The organism is Pseudomonas sp. NBRC 111139 (genome assembly GCF_001753955.1).
GTDB lineage: Bacteria > Pseudomonadota > Gammaproteobacteria > Pseudomonadales > Pseudomonadaceae > Aquipseudomonas > Aquipseudomonas alloputida.
This window is the reverse complement of the sequence record NZ_BCBP01000083.1, coordinates 1-24,400: the sequence shown is the minus strand read 5'-3', so window position 1 is coordinate 24,400 and position 24,400 is coordinate 1. Positions and strand designations below refer to the sequence as shown.

Annotated in this window: 18 protein-coding genes; 13 read left to right on the top strand and 5 right to left on the bottom strand. The window is 62.4% G+C overall.

The genetic code is table 11. The features are described from left to right. Positions 1 to 34 precede the first annotated feature (34 nt). The gene (locus tag BJQ17_RS26345; protein WP_371263213.1) at positions 35 to 2,485 is read right to left on the bottom strand and encodes a penicillin-binding protein 1A; all 2,451 of its coding nucleotides are present in this window, start codon (positions 2,483 to 2,485) and stop codon (positions 35 to 37) included. A gap of 206 nt (positions 2,486 to 2,691) precedes the next feature. On the opposite strand from BJQ17_RS26345, the gene pilM reads away from it, so the two are divergent. The 11 genes from pilM to BJQ17_RS26290 all read left to right on the top strand — a co-directional run bounded on the left by pilM (position 2,692) and on the right by BJQ17_RS26290 (position 17,725). Further along, complete coding sequence (gene pilM / locus BJQ17_RS26340) at positions 2,692 to 3,573, top strand: type IV pilus biogenesis protein PilM (protein WP_070096843.1); 882 nt, start codon at positions 2,692 to 2,694, stop codon at positions 3,571 to 3,573. Next, the gene (locus tag BJQ17_RS26335) at positions 3,570 to 4,106 is read left to right on the top strand and encodes a PilN domain-containing protein (protein WP_014859127.1); all 537 of its coding nucleotides are present in this window, start codon (positions 3,570 to 3,572) and stop codon (positions 4,104 to 4,106) included. The genes pilM and BJQ17_RS26335 overlap by 4 nt, the downstream gene beginning before the upstream one ends. A gap of 11 nt (positions 4,107 to 4,117) precedes the next feature. After that, positions 4,118 to 5,119, top strand: coding sequence for a pilus assembly protein PilP (locus BJQ17_RS26330; RefSeq protein ID WP_070096844.1), 1,002 nt, complete (start codon positions 4,118 to 4,120; stop codon positions 5,117 to 5,119). Next, on the top strand, positions 5,043 to 6,305 hold the full coding sequence (locus BJQ17_RS26325) for a type IV pilus secretin PilQ (protein WP_019752678.1): 1,263 nt from the start codon (positions 5,043 to 5,045) through the stop codon (positions 6,303 to 6,305). The genes BJQ17_RS26330 and BJQ17_RS26325 overlap by 77 nt, the downstream gene beginning before the upstream one ends. A 4-nt stretch (positions 6,306 to 6,309) precedes the next feature. Beyond that, positions 6,310 to 6,828 carry a shikimate kinase AroK gene (aroK, locus tag BJQ17_RS26320; protein WP_003249147.1) on the top strand — a complete coding sequence of 173 codons (519 nt, stop codon included), beginning with the start codon at positions 6,310 to 6,312 and terminating at the stop codon, positions 6,826 to 6,828. Positions 6,829 to 6,924: 96 nt separating this feature from the next. After that, a complete protein-coding gene (gene aroB, locus BJQ17_RS26315) occupies positions 6,925 to 8,022 on the top strand; it encodes a 3-dehydroquinate synthase (RefSeq protein WP_003249149.1) in 1,098 nt (365 codons plus the stop codon). 15 nt (positions 8,023 to 8,037) lie between these two features. After that, the gene (locus BJQ17_RS26310) at positions 8,038 to 9,639 is read left to right on the top strand and encodes an SPOR domain-containing protein (protein WP_070096842.1); all 1,602 of its coding nucleotides are present in this window, start codon (positions 8,038 to 8,040) and stop codon (positions 9,637 to 9,639) included. Between the two features lie 373 nt (positions 9,640 to 10,012). Beyond that, a complete protein-coding gene (gene gltB, locus BJQ17_RS26305) occupies positions 10,013 to 14,458 on the top strand; it encodes a glutamate synthase large subunit (RefSeq protein WP_014859123.1) in 4,446 nt (1,481 codons plus the stop codon). A 123-nt stretch (positions 14,459 to 14,581) separates the two neighbouring features. Then, complete coding sequence (locus tag BJQ17_RS26300) at positions 14,582 to 16,000, top strand: FAD-dependent oxidoreductase (RefSeq protein WP_003249156.1); 1,419 nt, start codon at positions 14,582 to 14,584, stop codon at positions 15,998 to 16,000. Positions 16,001 to 16,194: 194 nt separating this feature from the next. Next, on the top strand, positions 16,195 to 17,259 hold the full coding sequence (gene hemE, locus BJQ17_RS26295) for a uroporphyrinogen decarboxylase (protein ID WP_003249158.1): 1,065 nt from the start codon (positions 16,195 to 16,197) through the stop codon (positions 17,257 to 17,259). 118 nt (positions 17,260 to 17,377) lie between these two features. Continuing rightward, entirely contained in the window at positions 17,378 to 17,725 is a 348-nt protein-coding gene (locus BJQ17_RS26290; RefSeq protein WP_003249161.1) for a YgiW/YdeI family stress tolerance OB fold protein, read from the top strand. A gap of 67 nt (positions 17,726 to 17,792) precedes the next feature. Here the strand turns inward: BJQ17_RS26290 and BJQ17_RS26285 are convergent, their stop codons facing one another. Continuing rightward, complete coding sequence (locus BJQ17_RS26285) at positions 17,793 to 18,980, bottom strand: MFS transporter (protein ID WP_227743112.1); 1,188 nt, start codon at positions 18,978 to 18,980, stop codon at positions 17,793 to 17,795. 166 nt (positions 18,981 to 19,146) lie between these two features. On the opposite strand from BJQ17_RS26285, the gene BJQ17_RS26280 reads away from it, so the two are divergent. Then, a complete protein-coding gene (locus BJQ17_RS26280; RefSeq protein WP_003249165.1) occupies positions 19,147 to 20,046 on the top strand; it encodes a LysR family transcriptional regulator in 900 nt (299 codons plus the stop codon). A gap of 77 nt (positions 20,047 to 20,123) precedes the next feature. Beyond that, on the top strand, positions 20,124 to 20,897 hold the full coding sequence (locus BJQ17_RS26275) for a ParA family protein (protein ID WP_003249168.1): 774 nt from the start codon (positions 20,124 to 20,126) through the stop codon (positions 20,895 to 20,897). Here the strand turns inward: BJQ17_RS26275 and trxC are convergent. The 3 genes from trxC to BJQ17_RS26260 form a co-directional block, all read right to left on the bottom strand. After that, positions 20,894 to 21,328 carry a thioredoxin TrxC gene (trxC, locus tag BJQ17_RS26270; RefSeq protein ID WP_003249170.1) on the bottom strand — a complete coding sequence of 145 codons (435 nt, stop codon included), beginning with the start codon at positions 21,326 to 21,328 and terminating at the stop codon, positions 20,894 to 20,896. The genes BJQ17_RS26275 and trxC overlap by 4 nt on opposite strands. A 115-nt stretch (positions 21,329 to 21,443) precedes the next feature. Next, positions 21,444 to 22,904 carry a protein adenylyltransferase SelO gene (selO, locus tag BJQ17_RS26265; RefSeq protein ID WP_070096841.1) on the bottom strand — a complete coding sequence of 487 codons (1,461 nt, stop codon included), beginning with the start codon at positions 22,902 to 22,904 and terminating at the stop codon, positions 21,444 to 21,446. Between the two features lie 162 nt (positions 22,905 to 23,066). Beyond that, a partial coding sequence (locus BJQ17_RS26260; protein ID WP_139139823.1) for a mechanosensitive ion channel domain-containing protein occupies positions 23,067 to 24,400 on the bottom strand: 1,334 nt, incomplete at its 5' end.

The following is a 24,400-nucleotide window of genomic DNA, read 5'->3' as shown; positions in this document are numbered from 1 at the left end:
GCGCCCACGCAAAACCTGAGTCAGGCGCCCTGCCTTAGAACAGATCCATCGGCGTCGCTTCATCGGCTGGCAGCGGGCTGCCCGGTGCCGCGCCATTGCCCAGCTCGTCCACCGACGGCGGCGAATCTTCGGCTTTGAACAGCTCGAAGTAGGCATTCGGTGTGCCCGGCGATGCCGCGCGCCCGCTGACCGGGTCGACGCGCAAGCTGAGAATGCCCTCCGGCTCTGCCGGGGCATGCGCAGGCTTGTCCTTGAGCGCCGCGCCCATGAAGTTCATCCAGATCGGCAGTGCCGCAGTCCCGCCATATTCGCGGCGGCCGAGGGTTTCCGGTTGGTCGAAGCCGACCCAAACGGTAGTCACGTAATCGGCGTTGTAACCGGAGAACCAGGCGTCCTTGGATTCGTTGGTCGTACCTGTCTTGCCCGCCAGGTCGGTGCGGCCCAAGGCCAGCGCCCGGCGGCCGGTGCCGCGCTTGATCACGTCCTGCAGCATGCTGGTGAGGATGTAGGTGGTACGCCCGTCGATGATCTGTTCGGCCACTGCCGGCGCTTGCGGTGCCGCGGCCACCTGGCTCAAGGCAGAAGGTGCTTCGCCCGGCATGGCCGCAGTGCTGATTGGCTGCTCGGGTGCGGCCAGGCCCGCCTGGTCTTGGGCACCTTGCGGTACGCGGGCCGGGTTGGCGGTGAACAGTGTCTCGCCGCTGCGGCTCTCGATGCGCTCGATCAGGTACGGGGTGATCTTGTACCCACCGTTGGCAAAGGTGCTCCAGCCGGTGGCGATTTCCATCGGGGTCAGGGTGGCGGTGCCCAGGGCCAGCGACAGGTTGCGCGGCAGGTCCTGCTTGTTGAAGCCAAACTTGGCGATGTAGTCGATGGTGCGGTCCACGCCCATGGCTTGCAGCAGGCGGATCGACACCAGGTTACGTGACTTGTACAGCGCCTCACGCATGCGGATAGGGCCGAGGAAGGTGTTGGTATCGTTCTTCGGTCGCCACACTTTATCCACCGACTCGTCAACGAACACGATCGGCGCATCGTTGACCAGGCTGGAAGCGGTGTAGCCGCTGTCCAGCGCGGCGCTGTAGATGAATGGTTTGAAACTCGAGCCCGGTTGGCGCTTGGCCTGCACGGCGCGGTTGTAATTGCTCTGTTCGAACGAGAAACCGCCGACCAGGGCGCGGATGGCGCCGTTGTTCGGGTCGAGGGTGACCAGGGCGCTCTGCGCAACGGGCACCTGGCTGAACTTCAATGTGCCATCGTCAAGGCGTTGCAGGCGCACCAGGTCACCGACCTGGGCCACGTCGGCCGGCGATTGCGGTGAACGGCCCTGGGCGTTGTTGTTGATGAACGGGCGCGCCCATTTCATGGTGTCCCAGGCAACCTGCGCCTCTTGGCCGTCACGGGTCAGCACCTTGAGGCCGGTGTGTTCCACCTGGGTGACAATGGCTGGCTCCAGGCCGCCAAGGGTGCGTTGCTTGCCCAGCTCCTGCAGCCAGGCTGCGTGGGTGCGGCCCGGGAAGCGTGCTTCAGGGCCACGGTAGCCGTGGCGCTCATCGTAATCGGAGAGGCCCTTGAGGACGGCCTTGTTGGCCATTTCCTGCATGTCGCTAGGCACGGTGGTCGTGACGCGGAAGCCTTCGGTGTAGGCGTCGCTGCCGTAGCGGCCGACCATTTCCGCGCGGGCCATTTCGGCGATGTACGGGGCATTCACCTCAGGCGTCGGCACGTGATAGCTGGCGTTGAGCGGCTCGGCCAGGGCGGCCTCGTAGCTGGCCTGGTCGATCTTGCCTAGCTTGTACATGCGCCCAAGGATCCAGTCGCGGCGCTCTTTGGCGCGCACCGGGTTGGCCAGCGGGTTGAAGCGCGACGGTGCCTTGGGCAGGCCGGCGATCATCGCCATCTGCGCCAGGCTCACGTCACGGATGGACTTGCCGTAATACACCTGTGCTGCTGCATCGATACCGTAGGCGCGGTTGCCCAGGTAGATCTTGTTCACGTACAGCTCAAGGATTTCGTCCTTGGTCAGCTCACGCTCGATCTGCAGGGCCAGCAGGATTTCGTTGGTCTTGCGTGAGAAGCTGCGTTCGCTGGTGAGGAAGAAGTTTTTCGCCACCTGCATGGTGATGGTGCTGCCGCCGGTCTGGATATGACCGGTTTTCACCAGCTGGGTCGCGGCGCGCATCAGGCTGCTGGGGTCGACACCGTAGTGGTTGAGGAAATTGTCGTCCTCGGCTGACAGCAGCGCCTGAATGAATTGTGGGGGAATTTCCGCGAAGCGGATCGGCGAGCGGCGCATTTCGCCGAATTCGGCAATCAGCTTGCCATCGCTGCTGTACACCCTGAGGGGGATCTGCAACTGGATGCTTCTGAGGGACTCGACCGAGGGCAGGCTGGGGCTAAGATACAGAAACGCACCGCTCACACCGAGTACGAGCGCGCAGATGACTGCGACGGAAGACCACCAGAAGAACTTCAGCAGACGTATCAAGGCTTTTCGGTGTCCAGGTTGGGAGTGGATTGCACGCAGGTCCGGTGGACCAAAAAACGCTGGGCATTATAAGCATTTTTCGCCTCTCCGGGTGACCGGCCAGGCTACCCGTCGACTCGATGAGTAGCCCCGGCTCAGTGTTGCCGCGGGGTTGCGACAGGTGGCTGCGCTTGGCAGCTGCAACAGACAGCAAAGGAGTCGCGATGTTTGGACGCTTCGGCAAGGATGCCGGTTCACTGGTGGGGGTGGAAATCACGCCCGACGCCGTTCGGATAATGCAACTGCAGCAGCGCAATCGACGCTGGCGTGTGATGGGGTCGGCACAAGAGCTGTTTCAGGCGCCGCTGGCCGATGACTGGGCTGAGGCGCCTGGCGGGGTGGTGGCTGCGCTGCAGCGCGCTTACCGGCGCAGCGGCCTCAGGCAACGCCGGGTAGCGCTGGCACTGCCGGCCAGTCAGGTTATCTGCAAGTTGTGCCATCTGCCGGTGGAGCGGAGCGGGGCGCAGTTGGAGGCACAACTGCTTGCCGATGCAGAGCGGCTGTTTCCGTTTCCGCTGGAAGACCTGGCCTTGGATTTTCAGGTCATGGGGGCTTCCCATGACCAGCCAGGTTGCTCAGAGGTAATGGTTGCTGCCTGTCGACAGAGTGCGCTGGCGTCACTCGAAGCCGTCGTTGAGGAGGCGGGCTTGCAGTTGGAAGCCGTCGAGGTCGACACCATTGCCTTGTGCCGCATGTTGCCACAGGGTGGCCTTGAGGGAGCAGCGCTGCTGCGTGTCGAAACCCGCAGTGTAACGCTTCATGACTGGCAGCCAGGCAGGGTGTACCAGCGCTGTGAACTACAAACGACTGGCCCGGATATGAACGGGCAATGGTTAGAGCGCCTGCAGGCTTTACTTGCCAGGCAGAGCCTGCCTGCGGGGTTGTGGGTTGCCAGCAGCTCATCGATCAATCCGGGCTGGCTGCAAGGCCTTGGCAGCCGGCTGAATGTGCGGTGCACGTACCTGCCTGGGCTGGTAGGGCTTGAGCATGTTGATGGGGCGATGCTCCTGGCCTGCGCCTTGGCCTTGGGAGGTTTGCGCCCATGATGCGACTGAACCTTCTACCCTGGCGCGAACGGCAGCGTCAGGCGGCGCTGCGGCGCTTTCGAGGCCAGCTGGTGGGTGGTGCTCTCTTGGCTTTGTGCGCCGTGATGCTGGTCGATCAGCTGGCCCGCCAACGCGGGCATCAGCAGGTGCTGGCCAATACCCAGCGCCAAGCGACCCTTGATGCACAGGATGAGCAGTTGCAGCCGCTGGCCGAAGTGCGTGCACAGCATGAAGCGCTACTTGCCCGGGCGGTGGCCCTGGAAGGCCTGCGCGCCCATCAGGGAGTATTGGCCGGTGTCTTCGCCGACCTTGAAGGGGCGTTGCCTGAAGGTGTGCAGTTACTTGACCTGAGCCTTGATAGTGGCCGCTTGCAGATGACAGGGGTGGCTGCGTCCGGTGCTGTGGTTGCTCAGTTCATGCGCGACTTGAACCGCTCGAGCGTTTTGCTCGATCTGGAACTCAAACGCATCAAGAGCCTGCCGGACGGCGATGAGTTTCTGCTGACCGCTCGCGTTGCGGCGTTCTGGTCGTGAGTACCGCGCAGATGCTCGCTTGGCTGGCGGTGGTCGAGGGCTCAGGGCGCTTCCGACGGCTGGCGCCAGTGCTGGTGGCTGTTGTGTTGTTCAGCCTGGGCTGCGCGATGCGCCTGCCCGCCCTGTTGCAGCAGCAGGCGCGGGAGGATGCCAGGCATGTCGAGTTGAGCCAGCTGCAGGCAGCCAGTTCATCGCAGTTGGCCGAACTGGAGCGGCTGAAGGCTCTAACGGTGATTGCCGAACAGCGGTTGCAAGCGGCGCACTGGTATCTGGCCGCCGGGGAGAGCATGAGCGACCTGCTTGAGCGTCTGGCAGTGTCGGGGCATGCGCACGGCTTGCTTGTCGAGCGCCTCGATGTAGGTGAGGGCGAGCAACAGGCCGGATTCAGTAAGGTACCGCTGGTGGTGCAAGTGGTAGGGCGTTACTCGGCCTTGCGGCTGTGGCTGGGCGACTGGTTGGGGCAGGCGCGGATTCTGCGCAGCGGTGACATGAGCCTGGCAACCGTTAATCGCCAGCCTGGACTGTTGCGCCTGCAGTTGCGGGTTGATGCCTATCACGCGGCTACGCCCCTGAAGGCACCTGCAATGCTGGCGGACCTGCCGGCAAGGGCCGCAATGGTTGCACCTGAAGTGGACCCGTTTGCGCCGGCTGCTGCGCGAGTGGCCAGTGCCGGGCTGGTCGGCGTGCCGTTGGCGCAGCTGGAAATGGTCGGCAGCCTGGCGCGCGGGGCGGCACGCGAGGCACTGCTGATGGCGGCTGGCAAGCTCTATCGCGTACGCCCGGGCGACCGGGTAGGGCGTGATCAGGGGGTAGTGATGCATATAGACCAACGTCAGGTCGAAGTGCGTGAGCGGCTGTTCATGGCGGGGGTATGGCACGAGCGCACGGCGTTCATCACCCTCGCCAAGCGCCTGGGCAAGGAGGCCTCGGACCCGAATGAAAACGTGGATGAAATACCTGCTGGCAACCCTGCTGTCGATCCCGCTGGCTTCGGCGACGCCTTACCAGGGTGAACCCCTGTCGCTGAACTTCCAGGATGTAGAGGTGCGTGCGGTGCTGCAGGTGCTGGCTGACTACGCCGGCGTCAACCTGGTCGCCAGTGATGCGGTACAAGGCAGCGTCACTTTGCGTTTGCAGGACGTGCCGTGGGATCAGGCGCTCGACCTGGTGCTGCGCAGCAAGGGCCTGTCCCGGCGCCAGGAGGGCAATGTGCTGTTGGTGGCGCCTGCGGCCGAGTTTGCCGCGCAATCGGCAGACGCCCGGGTGAGCCAAGTGCTGGACGCGCAGCTGCAGCCATTGCGTCGGGAACTGCTGACCATTCACCACGCCAAGGCCGCCGATTTGGCGCAGTTGCTGCTGGCAAGTCTGGAGGGTGGCGGCATCTCCACGGGTAGCCTGAGTGTCGATGAGCGCACCAATACGCTGGTGGTGTACCTGCCCGCTGACCGCCTGGCCGAGATGCGCCAGTTGGTGGCGCAGTTGGACGTGCCGGTGCGTCAGGTAGCGATCGAGGCGCGTATCGTCGAGGCCAACGTCGATTATGAGAAAAGCCTGGGGGTACGCTGGGGTGGGCCGCTGTACGGCGAGAAACTGCGGCCCGGCAAGGAGCTGTTCGTCGACCTCGGTCTGGAGCGAGCCGGCAGCAGTATCGGCCTGGGTCTGTTGCGCGGTGACGTGTTGCTGGATCTGGAACTCAGTGCCATGGAAAAAAGCGGCAACGGCGAGATCATTTCGCAGCCCAAGGTGGTCACGGCTGACAAGGAAACGGCGAGGATCCTCAAGGGTACCGAGGTGCCTTACCAGGAAACCAGCCAAAGCGGCGCTACCTCGGTATCGTTTCGCGAAGCCTCGCTGTCGCTGGAAGTAACGCCACAGATCACTCCGGACAACAAGGTGATCATGACCGTCCGGGTGACCAAGGACGAGCCGGATTACGTCAATGCCTTGAACAACGTACCGCCGATCCGCAAGAACGAGGTCAATGCCAAGGTTCGTGTGGCTGACGGCGAAACGATCGTGATCGGTGGCGTCTACTCGACTTCGCAAAACAATGTGGTCGACAAGGTGCCATTTTTCGGCGATCTGCCGTATGTTGGGCGGCTGTTTCGACGCGATGCATTACAAGAGAAAAAATCCGAGCTGCTGGTCTTCCTGACTCCGCGTATCATGAGTGACCAGGCGATTGCTGTGAGTCGTTGATTCTGTGCGAAATTTGATACTTGTGGGGCCCATGGGCGCTGGTAAAAGCACCATCGGACGCCTGTTGGCCAAAGAGCTGCGCCTGCTGTTCAAGGATTCCGACAAGGAAATCGAACTGCGATGCGGCGCAAACATCCCGTGGATATTCGACAAGGAAGGCGAGCCGGGTTTCCGTGATCGCGAGCAAGCGATGATTGCCGAGTTGTGCGCGCTCGACGGTGTGGTGCTGGCCACCGGTGGTGGCGCGGTGATGCGCGAAGCCAACCGGCAGGCGCTGCATCAGGGTGGCCGGGTGATCTACCTGCATGCTTCGGTCGAGCAGCAAGTCGGTCGCACCGCGCGCGACCGCAATCGCCCGCTGCTGCGCACAGCCAATCCGGAGGCGACCTTGCGCACCTTGCTGGAAACCCGCGACCCGCTCTACCGCGAGATCGCCGACGTGGTGGTTGAAACCGACGAGCGGCCACCACGCATGGTGGTGATCGATATTCTCGAGCGCTTGCAGCAGTTGCCGCCCCGTTAACCCGGGACTATTCTCGGCCTCCAGCGCCGAGGCGAGGCTCAACGTTACCGCGCAGGTCGCCGGATGGCGCCGCGCCCAAGTACATTGTGGGGATACATGCAGACACTAAAGGTCGACCTGGGCGAGCGTAGCTACCCGATCTACATTGGCGAAGGCCTGCTGGACCAGCCTGAGCTGCTGGCGCCGCACATTGCGGGTCGGCAGGTAGCCATCGTTTCCAACGAGACCGTCGCGCCGCTGTATCTCGAACGCCTGAGCAAGGCCCTTGGTGCCTACTCGGTACTGCCCGTGGTGTTGCCCGATGGGGAAGCCCACAAGAACTGGGAAACATTGCAGTTGATCTTCGATGGCCTGCTGACAGCTCGGCATGATCGTCGTACTACTGTGGTCGCGCTTGGTGGTGGCGTGATTGGTGACATGGCTGGTTTCGCAGCCGCCTGCTACCAGCGCGGCGTCGACTTCATCCAGGTGCCGACTACCCTGTTGTCCCAGGTCGACTCTTCCGTGGGTGGCAAGACCGGCATCAATCATCCGCTGGGCAAGAACATGGTCGGTGCGTTCTATCAGCCCAATGCGGTGCTGATCGATACCACCAGCCTCAAGACCCTGCCAGCGCGCGAGCTGTCCGCAGGTCTGGCCGAAGTGATCAAGTACGGCCTGATTTGCGACAAGCCGTTCCTCGCCTGGCTCGAAGACAATATGCAGGCACTGCGTGCCCTCGATTCGGCAGCCCTGACCGAGGCCATCCGCCGCTCTTGCGCGGCCAAGGCCGCAGTGGTGGGTGCTGACGAGCGCGAGTCGGGCGTACGGGCCACGCTGAACCTGGGGCATACCTTCGGGCATGCTATCGAAACCCACATGGGCTATGGCGTGTGGCTGCACGGCGAGGCTGTCGCGGCGGGCACAGTGATGGCCCTGGAAATGTCCATGCGCCTTGGCTGGATCGACCAGGCTGAGCGCGATCGTGGAATCCGCCTGTTGCAGGACGCAGGTTTGCCGGTGGTGCCACCACAGGAAATGACCCCGGCGCACTTCATGGAGCACATGGCGGTCGACAAGAAGGTGCTCGACGGTCGTTTGCGTTTGGTGCTGCTGCGCCAGATGGGCGAGGCCGTGGTGACCGACGACTATTCGAAAGAGATTCTTCAGGCCACGCTGTCGGCGGATTACCGCGCGATCGTGGCCCAGCTTTGAGGTTGTGACAGCGCAATGACAAGTTTGCATGCCGATGAGGCCTTTCTCGACCATTACCAGTTGAGCCATGATCCGTTCGCGCCCCGCGTACCTGGCTTCAAGTTCTTCCCGGCCCAGCGCAAACCGGTGCTTGGCCAACTGCACCACCTGGCGCGCTATAGCCAGTTGATGCTGGTGGTCAGCGGCCCGTTGGGCAGCGGCAAGTCGCTACTTCGCCAGGCCCTGGTGGCCAGCACCAACAAGCAGACTGTGCAAAGTGTGGTGGTGTCGGCCCGCAGCGCCAGCGACGCCTCCAGTATGCTCGCGCAGGTCGCGCAGGAGCTGGGTGTGGCCCAGCCCGAGGTGCAGGCGATCCTGTCGAAGGTGGTGCAGCTGGCACTGACCGGGCAGGAAGTGTATTTGCTGGTGGACGATGCGGAACAACTCGACGAGTCGGCACTCCAAGCGTTGCTGGAGTTGGCGGCGGGGGTTCCTGAAGGGCGTCCGCACGTGTTTCTGTTCGGTGAGCCATCGCTGATTGCCGGGCTGGATGAGCTCAATGTCGAGGAAGAACGTTTCCACATCATCGAGCTTGCGCCCTACAGTGAAGAAGAAACCCGCGAGTACCTGGAACAGCGCCTGGAAGGGGCTGGTCGGGGCATCGAGGTGTTCAGCCGTGAACAGATCGCCGATATCCATGAAAACTCCGACGGCTGGCCTGGCAACATCAATCAGGTCGCCCGTGACACTTTGATCGAAGCCATGATCGCCAGCCGCTCGACGGCCAAGCGACCAACCATGGGGTTCAAGATGCCTAAAAAACATGTGCTCGCACTGTCCGCTGTGGTCGTGGTTGCCGTTGCGGCCGCGGTATTGATGCCCAAGAAAAGCGACAAGGCCCCTGCCGAAGCGCCGGCCGCCCAGGCCCAGTTGCCGCTGGGTGACGGCAAGCAGGGTGCTGCCATCGAGTTCTCTGGCTCGTCCCAGCCAATGCCGCTGCCACTGGTTGGCCAGTCGCAGCCGGTGATGCGCGAGCCGCTGGCCCAAGCCGCAGGCATGGGCGAGGGTGAAGAGGGAGGCCCGGCTGTCGACACCGCGCTGCAGCCTGGCAACCCGCCACCCACCGTGACCACCATCGCTCCGCCACAAGGTGTGCCAGCTGGCCCGGCGCCTGCGCCGGCCCAGCCAGTTCAGTCGGTTGCGCCTGCGCCCAAGCCTGTTGCAACCCAGCCCGCGAAACCGGTTGCGCCGGCCAAGCCAGCACCAGCGCCGACCCAGGTCGCCGTGGCCAAGCCGGCCGCCAAAGCTGCCGAAAAACCAGCTGAAAAACCAGCCCCCGCTAGCGCTGGCAACAGCGGCTGGTATGCCGGACAGAAGCCGGGCAATTACGTGGTGCAGATCCTCGGTACCAGCTCCGAGGCGTCGGCCCAGGCTTACGTCAAGGCCCAGGGTGGCGACTATCGCTACTTCAAGAAAAACCTGCAGGGCAAGCCCTTGTACGTCGTGACTTACGGCAGTTTCGCCAACCGCGACGCAGCGGTAGCGGCAATCAAGAACTTGCCAGCGAAGGTCCAGGCTGGTAAACCTTGGCCACGTACCGTCGGCAGCGTCCAACAAGAGCTGGCCACGGCCCGCTGATACCTTCCGGGCGGCATCACCCTGCCGCCCAGTAGCTAAGCGAATTCTAGCTTTCGACTAGCCTGCTGCGCCCGAGCGCGGCAGGCTTTTCTGTCCCGGACTGCCGGCCACAAGCCCCTAGTTGCAGTCATGGCTGAAACGCTTCAGACTCGAGCCAAGCCGCTATCACGGCGCATGGCGCAAAAACATTCAAAATTGCGACATAAATTTTCAATGATGAGACATGAAAATTTGTGGGCGTCGCTGTCGCTGTGCAACAATGGTTTTCCATGACCACCGCAAAAAAGCTGGCGTTTGATCGGCGTGGATGGTAAGTGGTTGTTAAAAAAGAGATTTACCTCCGTTGAGAGGTGAACCTGGTGAGAATGTGTCTATGAAAACAGGTCTGTACCATCCCGAAGAATTCAAGGACAACTGTGGTTTTGGCCTGATCGCCCATATGACGGGTGTGCCGAGCCACCACCTTCTGCAAACCGCCATGCAGGCGCTGACGTGCATGACCCACCGCGGTGGCATCAATGCCGACGGCAAGACCGGTGACGGTTGCGGTCTGCTCATGCAGAAGCCCGATCAATTCCTGCGTGCCATGGCCCAGGAGCACTTCGCTGTCGAGCTGCCCAAGCAGTACGCCGTCGGCATGGTGTTCTTCAACCAGGACCCGGTCAAAGCCGAAGCTGCCCGCGCCAACATGGACCGCGAGATCGTCGCCGCTGGCCTGAAACTGGTTGGCTGGCGCAAGGTGCCGATCGACACCAGCGTACTCGGCCGCCTGGCCCTCGAGCGCCTGCCGCAGATCGAGCAGGTGTTCATTGGCGGTGAAGGCCTGAGCGACCAGGAATTTGCCATCAAGCTGTTCAGTGCCCGTCGTCGTTCGTCGGTGGCCAACGCCCACGACGCCGACCACTACATCTGCAGCTTCTCGCACAAGACCATCATCTACAAAGGCCTGATGATGCCGCGCGATCTCGCGGCGTTTTATCCAGACCTGGGTGACGAGCGCCTGCAAACCGCGATCTGCGTGTTCCACCAGCGCTTCTCCACCAACACCCTGCCGAAATGGCCGCTGGCGCAGCCGTTCCGCTTCCTCGCCCATAACGGCGAGATCAACACCATCACCGGCAACCGTAACTGGGCCGTTGCTCGTCGCACCAAGTTCGCCAATGACCAGATCCCCGACCTCGAAGAGCTCGGCCCGCTGGTCAATCGCGTCGGCTCCGACTCGTCGAGCATGGACAACATGCTGGAACTGATGGTCACCGGTGGCATCGATCTGTTCCGCGGCGTGCGCATGCTGGTACCGCCAGCGTGGCAGAACGTCGAGACCATGGACGCCGACCTGCGCGCCTTCTACGAATACAACTCCATGCACATGGAGCCGTGGGATGGCCCGGCCGGTATCGTCATGACCGAAGGCCGCCACGCGGTGTGCCTGCTCGACCGAAACGGTCTGCGCCCGGCGCGCTGGGTGACCACCACCAATGGTTACATCACCATTGCCTCGGAAATCGGCGTATGGGGCTATCAGCCTGAGGAAGTGCTGGCCAAGGGCCGTGTCGGCCCGGGCCAGATCCTTGCCGTGGACACCGAAACCGGCCAGATCCTCGACACCGACGCCATCGACAACCGCCTGAAGTCGCGGCACCCGTACAAGCGCTGGTTGCGCCAGCACGCTACGCGTATCCAGGCGACGCTGACCGACGACCAGGGTGTGGCCAGCTACGACGCTGACCAGCTCAAGCAATACATGAAGATGTTCCAGGTCACCTTCGAAGAGCGTGACCAGGTACTGCGCCCGTTGGGTGAGCAGGGCCAGGAAGCCGTTGGCTCGATGGGTGACGACACGCCGATGGCCGTGCTGTCGCAGCGCGTGCGCTCGCCGTACGACTTCTTCCGCCAGCAGTTCGCTCAGGTAACCAACCCGCCGATCGACCCGCTGCGTGAAGCGATCGTGATGTCGCTGGAAATCTGCCTGGGTGCCGAGCGCAACATCTTCCAGGAGTCCCCGGAGCACGCTTCGCGGGTCATCCTCAGCTCGCCGGTCATCTCGCCCGCCAAGTGGCGTTCGCTGATGAGCCTGGAGCGCGAAGGCTTCGACCGCCAGCTGATCGACCTCAACTATGAGCAGAGCGTGGGCCTGGAAGCGGCCATCCGCAACATTGCCGACCAGGCCGAAGAAGCTGTGCGTGGGGGCAAGACCCAGCTGGTGCTGAGCGACCGTTATATCGCCCCGGGCAAGCTGCCGGTGCATGCTTCGCTGGCCGTTGGTGCAGTGCACCACCGGCTGACCGAACAGGGCCTGCGCTGCGACAGCAACATCCTGGTGGAAACCGCTACCGCCCGTGATCCGCATCACTTCGCCGTGCTGCTGGGCTTCGGTGCCTCGGCCGTTTACCCGTACCTGGCGTATGAAGTACTGGCTGACCTGATCCGTACCGGTGAAGTGCTGGGCGACCTGGACGAAGTGTTCAAGTACTACCGCAAAGGTATCTCCAAGGGCCTGCTGAAGATCCTGTCGAAGATGGGTATCTCCACCATCGCCTCGTACCGCGGTGCACAGCTGTTCGAAGCCATTGGCCTGGCCGAGGAAGTGGTCGGCCTGAGCTTCAAGGGCGTGTCCAGCCGCATCAAGGGTGCGCGCTTCGAAGACCTGGAGAACGACCAGAAGCTGCTGGCGGCCGAAGCCTGGAGCGCGCGTAAGCCGATCCAGCAAGGTGGCCTGTTGAAGTTCGTCCACGGTGGCGAATACCACGCTTACAACCCGGATGTGGTCAACACCCTGCAAGCCGCCGTGCAGCAGGGCGACTACGCCAAGTTCAAGGAATACACCACGCTGGTGGACCAGCGCCCGGTGTCGATGATTCGTGACTTGCTCAAGGTGAAAGTGGCCGACCAGCCGCTGGCGCTGGAGCAGATCGAGCCGCTGGAGGCGATTCTCAAGCGTTTCGACTCGGCGGGTATCTCGCTGGGTGCACTGTCGCCGGAAGCCCACGAAGCGCTGGCCGAGGCCATGAACCGCCTGGGCGCACGCTCCAACTCGGGTGAAGGCGGCGAAGACCCGTCGCGCTATGGCACCATCAAGAGCTCGAAGATCAAGCAGGTGGCCACCGGCCGTTTTGGTGTGACCCCGGAGTATCTGGTCAACGCCGAAGTGCTGCAGATCAAGGTTGCCCAAGGCGCCAAGCCGGGTGAGGGCGGCCAGTTGCCGGGCGGAAAGGTCAACGGCCTGATCGCCAAGCTGCGTTATGCGGTACCGGGCGTGACCCTGATCTCGCCACCGCCCCACCATGACATCTACTCGATCGAAGATCTGGCGCAGCTGATCTACGACCTCAAGCAGGTCAACCCGCAGGCGCTGGTATCGGTCAAGCTGGTAGCCGAAGCGGGCGTGGGCACCATCGCCGCAGGTGTGGCCAAGGCCTATGCCGACCTGATCACCATCTCCGGTTACGACGGTGGTACCGGTGCTTCGCCGCTGACCTCGATCAAATACGCCGGCGCCCCTTGGGAGCTGGGCCTTGCGGAAACCCACCAGACCCTGCGTGGCAACGACCTGCGTGGCAAGGTGCGGGTGCAGACCGACGGCGGCCTGAAAACCGGCCTGGACGTGATCAAGGCGGCCATCCTCGGTGCCGAAAGCTTCGGCTTTGGTACCGCGCCAATGATTGCCCTGGGCTGCAAGTACCTGCGCATCTGCCACCTGAACAACTGCGCCACCGGCGTGGCCACCCAGAACGACAAGCTGCGCAAGGACCACTACATCGGCACCGTCGACATGGTGATCAACTTCTTCACCTTTGTCGCCGAAGAAACCCGCGAGTGGTTGGCCAAGCTGGGTGTGCGCAGCCTTGGCGAGTTGATCGGCCGTACCGACCTGCTCGAAGTGCTGCCAGGTGACACCGAACGCCAGCAGTACCTGGACCTGTCGCCGCTGCTGGGCAGCTCGCACATTCCGGCGGACAAACCGCAGTTCTGCGAAGTCGACAAGAACCCGCCGTTCGACCTGGGCGAGTTGGCCGAGAAGATGGTTGATATGGCCATGCCGGCCATCCGCGACCAGGCAGGTGGCGAGTTCAGCCTCGACATCTGCAACTGCGACCGCTCCATTGGTGCGCGTGTGTCGGGCGAAATCGCCCGCCTGCACGGCAACCAGGGCATGGCCGCGGCGCCGATCACCTTCCGCTTCAAGGGGACTGCGGGCCAGAGCTTTGGCGTGTGGAACGCTGGTGGCCTTAACCTGCACCTGGAAGGCGACGCCAACGATTACGTCGGCAAAGGCATGACCGGTGGTAAGGTCACCATCGTGCCGCCAGCCGGCAGCCCGTTCGAAACCCAGCACAGCGCCATCGTCGGCAACACCTGCCTGTACGGTGCCACTGGCGGCAAGCTGTTTGCCGCAGGTACTGCGGGCGAGCGCTTCGCTGTGCGTAACTCCGGCGCCCATGCTGTTGTCGAGGGCACTGGCGATCACTGCTGTGAATACATGACCGGCGGCTTTGTCTGCGTTCTGGGCAAGACCGGTTACAACTTCGGTTCTGGCATGACTGGCGGCTTTGCCTACGTGCTCGACATGGACAATAGCTTCGTCGACAAGCTCAACCACGAGCTGGTGGAAATCCAGCGTATCAGTGGTGAAGCGATGGAGGCCTACCGTAGCCACCTGGCGCGTGTCCTTGCCGAGTATGTGGATGAGACCGGCAGCGAGTGGGGGCGTGAGCTCTCGGAGAACCTGGACGACTACGTGCGGCGCTTCTGGCTGGTCAAGCCGAAGGCAGCCAACCTGAAGCAGCTGCTGTCCAGCACCCGTGCCAACCCGCAGTAAAAACAGCTGCAAGTGGCAAGCCTCAAGCTGCACGTAATGGCAGTGAGAGGTTTGCCCGGCTTAAGTGATCGTCTTGCGGCTTGCAGCGTGTAGCTTGCAGCTGCTGTAAAGAGGTTTTGAAAAATGGCTGAACGTCTGAACAACGACTTCCAGTTCATCGAAGTGGGCCGAAAGGACCCGAAAAAAAAGCTGCTGCGCCAGCGCAAGAAAGAGTTCGTGGAAATCTACGAACCGTTCAAGCCGCAGCAGTCCGTGGAGCAGGCGCACCGCTGCCTGGGCTGCGGTAACCCGTATTGCGAGTGGAAGTGCCCGGTACACAACTTCATCCCCAACTGGTTGAAGCTGGTCTCCGAAGGCAACATCCTGGCCGCGGCGGAACTGTCGCACCAGACCAACACCCTGCCGGAAGTATGCGGCCGTGTTTGCCCGCAAGACCGCCTGTGCGAGGGTGCCTGCACCCTGAACGACGGTTTCGGCGCGGTGACCATCGGCTCGGTGGAGAAGTACATCACCGACACCGCCTTCGCCATGGGCTGGCGCCCGGACATGTCCAAGGTCAAGCCCACCGGCAAGCGCGTCGCCATCATCGGCGCAGGCCCGGCTGGCCTGGGCTGCGCCGATGTGCTGGTGCGCGCCGGGGTAACCCCGGTGGTGTTCGACAAAAACCCTGAGATCGGTGGCCTGCTGACTTTCGGTATCCCCGAGTTCAAGCTGGAAAAGACCGTGCTCAGCAACCGCCGTGAAGTGTTCACCGGCATGGGCATCGAGTTCCGCCTGAACACCGAGGTGGGCAAGGACGTGACCATGGAACAGCTGCTCGCCGAGTACGACGCTGTGTTCATGGGCATGGGTACCTACACCTACATGAAGGGCGGCTTCCCGGGTGAAGACCTGCCGGGCGTGCATGACGCACTGGACTTCCTGATCGCCAACGTCAACCGCAACCTGGGCTTCGAGAAGTCGCCGGAAGACTTCGTCGACATGCAGGGCAAGAAAGTGGTGGTGCTGGGTGGTGGTGACACTGCGATGGACTGCAACCGTACCTCGATCCGTCAGGGTGCCAAGGCGGTGACCTGTGCTTATCGTCGTGACGAAGCCAACATGCCGGGTTCGCGCAAAGAGGTGAAGAACGCCAAGGAAGAGGGCGTGAAGTTCCTCTACAACCGTCAGCCCATTGCCATTGTGGGTGAGGACAAGGTCGAAGGCGTCAAAGTGGTCGAGACCCGCCTGGGCGAGCCTGATGCCCGTGGCCGCCGCAGCCCTGAGCCAATCCCGGGTTCCGAAGAGATCCTGCCGGCAGACGCCGTGGTAATCGCCTTCGGATTCCGCCCGAGCCCGGCACCGTGGTTTGAACAGCATGGCATTCAGCTGGACAGCCAGGGCCGTGTGGTTGCCCCGGAGAAGGGCAAGTTCAAGCACCAGACCAGCAACCCGAAAGTGTTTGCCGGTGGCGACATGGTGCGCGGTTCGGACCTGGTGGTGACTGCGATCTTCGAAGGGCGTACGGCCGCCGAGGGTATCCTGGACTACCTCGAAGTCTGATTTTCGGCCTGTTCGCGGGCATGCCCGCTCCCACAGGGTTAAGCGTAGAACCCGTGGTAGCGGGCATGCCCGCGAAGCTTTTGTATACAAAAACGCTTGATCTGTGGCATCCAATAGACAAAACACATGGTCATGGCCGTGCCTTTTGCGCTGGTGTCTGAGAAAATGCCCGCACTATTTTTCCGGATGCCGACATGACTGCCCTGAAGAACGATCGTTTCCTGCGTGCACTGCTCAAGCAACCCGTAGACGTCACCCCGGTGTGGATGATGCGCCAGGCCGGCCGCTACCTGCCGGAGTACCGCGCCAGCCGCGCCAAGGCCGGTGACTTCATGAGCCTGTGCATGAACCCGCAGTTCGCCTGCGAGGTCACCCTGCAGCCGCTGGACCGCTACCCGCTGGACGCAGCGATCCTGTTCTCGGACATCCTTACCATTCCCGATGCCATGGGCCTGGGCCTGTACTTCGAAACCGGCGAAGGCCCGCGTTTCAAGAAGGTCATCAGCACCCCCGCCGACATCGAAGCGCTGCCAGTCCCGGACCCACAGAAAGACCTCGGCTACGTGATGGACGCGGTCAGCACCATTCGCCGTGAGCTCAATGGCCGTGTGCCGTTGATCGGCTTCTCCGGCAGCCCGTGGACCCTGGCCACCTACATGGTCGAAGGCGGCTCGTCGAAGGACTTCCGCAAGACCAAGGCCATGGCCTACGACAATCCGCAAGCCCTGCACCTGCTGCTGGACAAGCTGGCCCAGTCGGTCACCAGCTACCTTAACGGCCAGATCCTGGCCGGCGCCCAGGCCGTGCAGATCTTCGACACTTGGGGCGGCAACCTGTCGGCGGCGGCCTACCAGGAGTTCTCACTGGCCTACATGCGCAAGATCGTCAGCGGCCTGATCCGCGAGCACGAGGGGCGCAAGGTGCCGGTGATCCTGTTCACCAAGAATGGTGGTTTGTGGCTGGAAAGCATCGCCGACGCAGGTGCCGACGCACTGGGCCTGGACTGGACCTGCGAAATCGGCGACGCCCGCCGCCGCGTGGGTGACAAAGTAGCCTTGCAAGGCAACATGGATCCGACCGTGCTGTACGCCAAGCCCGAGGCCATTCGCAAGGAAGTGGCGCGCATCCTGGCCAGCTACGGCCATGGCACCGGTCATGTGTTCAACCTGGGCCACGGCATTACCCCGGAAGTCGACCCGGAGCATGCCGGCGTATTCATCAATGCCGTTCACGAGCTGTCGGCGCAGTATCACCAGTGAGGTGACACGCGGAAACCATAAGCCCGGTCATGTGCCGGGCTTTTATTTTGCATTAAGTTTTAATTCAGCGATCGTCGTTAATCTGGTCCCATCGAAACCGAAACAGGACCCGATCCTCATGAAAATCCGTTATCTTGCCCTCATCCTCGCCCCCTTGTTCAGCGCTGGCGCATTTGCCGCTGGCTACACCGGCCCTGGCGCCCAGTCGGTAACCACGGTTGCCGCCGCGAACGACGCCGCCGATGACACCCCCGTCGTGCTGCAGGGCTTCGTGACCAAGAAGATCAACAACGACGACAAGTACGAGTTCAAGGACAACACCGGCACCATCACTGTCGAGATCGACGATGAGGACCTGCCGCCGACGCCGTTCAACGACAAGACCAAGGTGAAGCTGACCGGTGAGGTTGAAAAGCACCTGATGAGCCGGGAAGTGGATGTGGATATTGTCGAGATCATCAACTGATCTGATGGACTCTTCGTGGTCACGCCCGCTCCCACAGGTTGTGGGTGCAGGCGTGCCCGCGAATGCCTCACACCGTTTTGGGTGGTAACTTGCTCAGGTGCAATGCCACCAGCAATGCCACCGCCAGCAAGCTGCCAATGAACAGCCCGATCCCGTTCCAGCCCCACTGGTGCCAGAACACCCCGCCCGCCGTACCGGCCACGCTGGAGCCAGCGTAGTAGCAGAACAGGTACAGCGACGACGCCTGCCCCTTGGCCTTCAGCGCCCGGCGGCCGATCCAGCTGCTGGCCACCGAGTGCGCACCAAAGAAGCCGAAGGTGAACACCAGCATGCCCACGATCACCATCACCAGCGGACTGGCCAGTGTCATCAGCAAGCCACCTGCCATTACCACGATACTGGCCCAGAACACCTTGCGCCGGCCCAGTTTGTCCGCCAGCGCGCCGACCTGTGCCGAACTGTAGATACCCGACAGGTAAACCACCGACAGCAAGCCGACCAGCGCCTGGTTCATGTGGTAGGGCTCGGCCAGCAGGCGGTAGCCGATGTAGTTGAACAGGGTGACGAAGGCGCCCATCAGCAAGAAGGCTTCAAGAAACAGCCAGGGCAGGCCTGCATCTTTGAAGTGCATGACAAAACCGTCCAGCAGGCTGCGTGGGTTCATCGTCTGTGCGCGGAAATTGCGTGATTCCGGCAGCACCTTCCAGAACACCAGCGCGGCCACCAGGGCCAGGCCGCCAATGGTCAGCATCGCCGTGTGCCAGCTGACGAAGTCGATCAGTACGCCAGTGATGAGCCGCCCGCTCATGCCGCCAATCGCGTTGCCGCCGATGTACAGGCCCATGGCCAGGCCAATGTGTTGCGGGTGAATCTCTTCGCTCAGGTAGGTCATCGCCACTGCCGCCAGGCCGCTCAGCGACAGGCCGACCAAGGCGCGGGTGGCCAGTACCAGCTCCCAGCTGGGCATCACTGCGCTGGCCAAGGTGGACAGGGCGGCGCAGACCAGCGCGAACACCATCACGGGCTTGCGTCCGATGCGGTCAGAAATGGGGCCGGTGATCAGCAGGCCGAACGCCAGCATGGCGGTGGACACCGACAGCACCAGGCTGCTCTGCGCCGCGTTGATGGAAAACTCGTTGGATAGCAGAGGCATCATTGGCTGTACGCAGTACAGCAAGGCGAAGGTGGCGAAACCGCCGCTGAACAAGGCCAGCACGGTTTTCATGAAAGCGGGTGTGCCTTTTTCGATCCACATTTCGGTCAGGATGGCAGGTTGTGGCTCAAGGAGGAGGGGGGCTACTGCAGTTTTCACGGGCGGGTACCTCTGGCGCAATGGAAAAAAGCATATAGCTGGCTAACGATTAGATCCAATATATTGTTCGACCTATTTGAGATGTTTGGCGACTTGTTTGGAGCGGATCATGGAATTGCGTCATCTGCGTTACTTCATTGCTGTGGCCGAAGAGCTGCACTTTGGCCGCGCCGCCCAGCAGCTGGGTATTTCCCAGCCGCCCTTGAGTCAGCAGATCCAGGCTCTGGAGCAGGAGTTGGGGGCCCGGTTGTTCGACCGTACCAATCGTCGTGTCGAACTGAGCGAGGCCGGGCGATTGTTCCTCGAGGAAGCGCGCCAGGTATTGGCGCAGGTGGAGAAGGCCGCGGATGTAGCTCGGCGTGCGCAGTTGGGCGAGCTGGGCGAGATGAAAATCGGTTTCACTTCCTCGGCCCCGTTCACCTCGAAAATCCCCAAGGCCATTCATGCCTTCCGTCAACGCTTTCCGGCGGTGCACCTGAACCTCAAGGAAATGAGCAGCCGTGATGTTGCCGAAGGGGTATTCGACGAGTCCATCGAGGTGGGGTTGATGCGGCCGATGCCGCTGCCGGAGGGGTTGGTGGCCACCGAGTTGTTCCGAGAACCGTTGGTGGCGGTGATCAATGCTTCGCATCCGCTGGCTGAGGGCACTGAGCAAGGCGTCTACATGGCGGCGTTGGCCCCTGAGCCCTTCGTGTTCTTCCCGCGCAGTTATGGCAGCGGCTTGCATGCACAATTGCTGAGCCTGGCGCGGCATGCGGGTTTCAGCCCCCATTTTGCGCAAGAGGCAGGGGAAGCGATGACCATCATCGGCCTGGTCTCGGCGGGGCTGGGGGTGTCGGTGCTGCCGGCGTCGTTCCAGCGCATGCGTATAGAAGGGGTGGTGTACCGCACCTTGCTCGATGAAGAGGCGATGTCGGCGGTGTGGCTGGTGCAGCGTGAGCGCGGCCATTCGGTCATGGCCAAGGCATTTGCCGAGTTGTTGACAGGGCAGGTGGTCGGTCAGGCGTGATGCCGGGGCAATTGGCACTGGTCATTGCCCCACTGCCGCCACATACTCGGGCATTCGTTGATACACGGAGGTCAATCATGCGGCGCGTGGTGTTCAATCAGAAAGGTGGCGTGGGCAAGTCGAGCATTGCCTGCAACCTGGCGGCGGTCAGTGCCAATGAAGGCTACCGGACCTTGTTGATCGACCTGGATGCCCAGGCGAACTCGACCCAATACCTCACCGGCCTGACCGGCGAGGACATCCCCATGGGCATCGCCGACTTCTTCAAGCAAAGCCTTTCCAGCGGGCCGTTCAGCAAGAAGAACAAGGTCGATATCTACGAAACCCCATTCGACAACCTGCATGTGGTCACCGCCACTGCCGAGCTGGCCGACCTGCAGCCAAAGCTGGAGGCAAAACACAAGATCAACAAGCTGCGCAAGTTGCTCGACGAGCTGGACGAGGATTACGAGCGTATTTACATCGATACCCCGCCGGCGCTTAATTTCTATGCGGTTTCTGCGCTGATCGCTGCCGATCGCGTGCTGATTCCCTTCGACTGCGACAGCTTTTCGCGCCAGGCCCTGTATGGCCTGCTGGCCGAGATCGAAGACCTCAAGGAAGACCACAACGAAGACCTGGTGGTCGAAGGCATCGTGGTCAACCAGTTCCAGTCACGTGCCAGCCTGCCACAGCAGATGCTCGACGAGCTGTTGGCCGAAGGGTTACCGGTGCTGCCGGTGTACTTGGGCAGCTCGGTGAAAATGCGCGAATCGCACCACGCCAGCCTGCCGCTGATTCACCTGGAGCCGCGGCACAAGCTGACTCTGCAGTTTGTCGAGCTGCATTCGCTGCTTGAGGAGAATGCTTAAACCCCGTGGTTACGCAGCCACTCCAGCAGGGACTGGAGTGGAAACGCCCCGGCCTGCCGGCTGACTTCGCGGCCGTTCTTGAACAGCAGCAGGCTGGGGATCGAGCGTATGCCCAGTTGCCCAGCGAGGTTACGGTTGGCTTCGCTGTCGAGCTTGGCCAGGCGGCAGCGGCCTGCAAGCTTCCGGGCGGCCTCTTCGAAGGTGGGGGCAAATGACTTGCACGGGCCGCACCAGTCGGCCCAGATGTCGACCAGCAGCGGCAGGTCGCCTTTGATCTGGCTGGCATAGCTGGCTTCGGTGAGCTCGAAAGGGGTGCTCAACAGCACGTCCTGTTTGCAGCGACCGCATTTCGGCGCATCGCCCAGGCGCTCGGCGGGCAGGCGGTTGAGGCCGTTGCAGTGGGGGCAGGGGATTACCAGTGGGTCGGTCATTTCATCTCCAGTAGGTCTATCGCGGTTCCCTGTAGGAGCGGGTTCACCCGCGAAGAATGCGACGCGGTGCATGGCACCGGCTTCGCCGGTAAAACCGCTCAGGATTCGGCGCTAATCAGGAAGAGCAGCTGATTTCCAGGTGCTTGCCCCACTCCGGCGGTCGCTCGGCGTAGGCCTGCATCCCGGGCTGTTCCTCGAACGGCCTGGTCAGGACTTGGTGCAGCCGTCGAACTTCACTGTAATCCCCCGCCTCGGCCGCTTCGATGGCTTTCTGCGCCAGGTAGTTGCGCAGCACGTACAGCGGGTTTACCGCATGCATCCGCTCACGGCGGCCTTCGGCATTGCCGGGTTCACGCCCACAGCGGGCCAGGTAGTCTGCGCCCCAGGCATCGAAGCCGGCCAGGTCGATAAAGTCATCGCGCGCCACCTTCAGCGCCTCGGCCACCGGCTGCTCACCCAGTTTGCGGAAGAACAGGCTGTAGTCCACGCCACCGCGTTGCATGCACTGCAGCAGGCGCTCGACCAGCGCCATGTCATCATCTTCGGCGGTGGTCAGCCCCAGGCGCCGGCGCATCAGGTCCAGGTAATGGGCCTGGTACAGCGGCAGGAACAGGCCCAACGCGTCCTTCAGTGGCTCAACTTCGATCACGGTGGTCAGTGCCTGGGCCAGCGCGCTGAGGTTCCAGTGGGCGATGGGCACTTGGTTGGCGTAGCTGTAGCGGCCTCGATCGTCGGAGTGGTTGCAGATGAAGTTGGCGTCGAAGTCATCCAGGAACGCATAGGGGCCAAAATCGAAGGTGATGCCGAGGATCGACATGTTATCGGTGTTCATCACGCCGTGGCAGAAGCCATACGCCTGCCAGCGGGCGATCAGTTCGGCATTGCGCTCGACGATGGTGCGGAACATGGCCAGGTAAGGCTGCTCGGCGTCACGGCATTCGGGATAGTGCTGTTCCAGCACATGGTCGATCAACACGCGCTGCTGCTCGGGCTGCTTGGTGTAGTAGAAGTACTCGAAATGACCGAAACGCACATGGCTCTGCGCCAGGCGCGTCAGCATGGCCGCGCTTTCACGGGTTTCGCGCCACACCGGGGTGCTGGAACCGATCACGCACAGTGCCCGGCTGGTAGCGATACCCAGGGCGTGCAGGGCTTCGGAGGCGAGGAACTCGCGAATCGACGAGCGCAGCACGGCGCGGCCGTCACCCATGCGGGAGTAGGGTGTCTGGCCGGCGCCCTTGAGGTGCAGGTCCCAGTGTTCGCCTGCGTCGTTGAGCACTTCGGCCAGTAGCAGGCCACGGCCGTCGCCCAGACGTGGGTTGTACGAGCCGAACTGGTGGCCGGAATAAACCATCGCCCGAGGGTCGGCCTCTTCCCACAGTTTGTGGCCGCTGAACAGTTCGGCGAACACCGGCAGCTCGGCCTGGGCGGGGTCGAGGTCGAGCAAGGCCATGGCCGACTCGCTCGCTACCACCAGGCGCGGGTCTGCAATGGGCTCGGGCAGCACCTGGGTGGAGAACGCATCGCCCAGGCGGGCGAAGCGGTTGTCGAAGGTGAGTTGGTCGAGGGCTTTCACGGGACTGCTCCTTGGAATCGGTGCCAATGGGGCCGCTTGGCGGCCTTTCGCGGGTGAACCCGCCCCCACAGCGGCCAGCGCCCGATGTAGGAGCGGGTTTACCCGCGAACGAGGGCGAAGCCCTCGTAGCCATTTTGCACACAATAAAGTATTCGAGCCTATTCAGGCCGAAGCAGTGCCATCCGATTTTGGCTGTTCCATCGGAATCAATTGCTGTTTGCTGCCCTTGGCGTCCATCAGGAATACCTCTACCTGGCGTACCGAGATCTTGATGTTGTGGGCCTTGAACTCGCGGTTGATGTAGCGGTTGATCTCGTCCAGCGTCGGGTTGCGGTCGCCCAGGTCACGCACGTGCATGCGCAGTTCGTGGTCCAGCGAGCTCTCGCCGAAGTTGAGGAAGTACACGATCGGTTCCGGATCCTTGAGCACGCGTGGGTTCTCATGCGCGCCCTTGAGCAGCAGGTCGCGCACCAGGTCGAGGTCTGAGCCATAGTCGATGCCCAGCTTCAGCGTCACCCGGGTGACCGTATCGGTCAGCGACCAGTTGATCAGTTGGCCAGTGATGAAGGTCTTGTTGGGGACGATGATGTCCTTGCGGTCGAAGTCGGTGATGGTGGTGGCACGGATGCGGATCTTGCTTACCGTGCCCGACAGGTTGCCGATGGTGATGGTGTCGCCAATCCGTACCGGGCGCTCGAACAGGATCATGATGCCGGAGATGAAGTTGGCGAAGATTTCCTGCATGCCGAAGCCCAGCCCTACTGACAGCGCAGCCACCAGCCATTGCAGCTTGTCCCAGCTCACCCCCAGGGTCGACAGGGTGCTGACGATGCCGATGCCGACGATGGTGTACGACAACAGCGTGGTGGTGGCGTAGGCACTGCCCTGGGCCAGGTTCAGGCGAGACAGCACCAGTACTTCCAGCAAGCCTGGCAAGTTGCCGGCCAGGGCGAAAGTGATGCCGACGATCACCAGCGCGCCGAGCAGATCGCCGAGGCTGATCGGTACCATGCTGGCGGCGGCGCCGGTGCCGCTGGTGTATTCGTAGAGGACGAAATTGTTGAGGTAGGCGAACACCGAGATCAGGTCGGCCCACACCCAGTACAGGCCGGCGATGAAGCCGCCGAGCAGGGCCAGGCGGATCAGGCGCAGCGACTGCTGGTTGACCTGTTCGATATCCAGCGTTGGCTCTTCGGTGATGACTTCGCCATCCAGCCCTTCCTTGGCTGCCGCACGCTTGGTCAACGCACGCTGGTAGGCCAGGCGTCGTGCAGCCACCGACAGGCCGCGCACGAAGGCGGCCTCGATCACCAGCCAGAACAGCAGCAGGTACAGGGTGTAGATGAGTCGGTCGGTAAGCTTCAGTGCCGTGTAGTAGTAGCCGAAGCACACGGCGACGAACAGGGCGATGGGCAGGGCGGTGAACGCTACCCCCACCGCCCTGCGGAACAGCGAGGTGTCACGGTGTGCCGGGCTGCTGAGCAGCAGGCGGCTGA

What these genes read in the sequence shown, in the direction of transcription:
- pilM (WP_070096843.1), top strand. Translation starts at nt 2,692, where the DNA reads ATGTTTGGACGCTTCGGCAAGGATGCCGGTTCACTGGTGGGGGTGGAA.
- BJQ17_RS26335 (WP_014859127.1), top strand. Translation starts at nt 3,570, where the DNA reads ATGATGCGACTGAACCTTCTACCCTGGCGCGAACGGCAGCGTCAGGCG.
- BJQ17_RS26330 (WP_070096844.1), top strand. Translation starts at nt 4,118, where the DNA reads ATGCTCGCTTGGCTGGCGGTGGTCGAGGGCTCAGGGCGCTTCCGACGG.
- BJQ17_RS26325 (WP_019752678.1), top strand. Translation starts at nt 5,043, where the DNA reads ATGAAAACGTGGATGAAATACCTGCTGGCAACCCTGCTGTCGATCCCG.
- aroB (WP_003249149.1), top strand. Translation starts at nt 6,925, where the DNA reads ATGCAGACACTAAAGGTCGACCTGGGCGAGCGTAGCTACCCGATCTAC.
- BJQ17_RS26310 (WP_070096842.1), top strand. Translation starts at nt 8,038, where the DNA reads ATGACAAGTTTGCATGCCGATGAGGCCTTTCTCGACCATTACCAGTTG.
- gltB (WP_014859123.1), top strand. Translation starts at nt 10,013, where the DNA reads ATGAAAACAGGTCTGTACCATCCCGAAGAATTCAAGGACAACTGTGGT.
- BJQ17_RS26300 (WP_003249156.1), top strand. Translation starts at nt 14,582, where the DNA reads ATGGCTGAACGTCTGAACAACGACTTCCAGTTCATCGAAGTGGGCCGA.
- hemE (WP_003249158.1), top strand. Translation starts at nt 16,195, where the DNA reads ATGACTGCCCTGAAGAACGATCGTTTCCTGCGTGCACTGCTCAAGCAA.
- BJQ17_RS26290 (WP_003249161.1), top strand. Translation starts at nt 17,378, where the DNA reads ATGAAAATCCGTTATCTTGCCCTCATCCTCGCCCCCTTGTTCAGCGCT.
- BJQ17_RS26285 (WP_227743112.1), bottom strand. Translation starts at nt 18,980, where the DNA reads ATGTGGATCGAAAAAGGCACACCCGCTTTCATGAAAACCGTGCTGGCC.
- BJQ17_RS26280 (WP_003249165.1), top strand. Translation starts at nt 19,147, where the DNA reads ATGGAATTGCGTCATCTGCGTTACTTCATTGCTGTGGCCGAAGAGCTG.
- BJQ17_RS26275 (WP_003249168.1), top strand. Translation starts at nt 20,124, where the DNA reads ATGCGGCGCGTGGTGTTCAATCAGAAAGGTGGCGTGGGCAAGTCGAGC.
- trxC (WP_003249170.1), bottom strand. Translation starts at nt 21,328, where the DNA reads ATGACCGACCCACTGGTAATCCCCTGCCCCCACTGCAACGGCCTCAAC.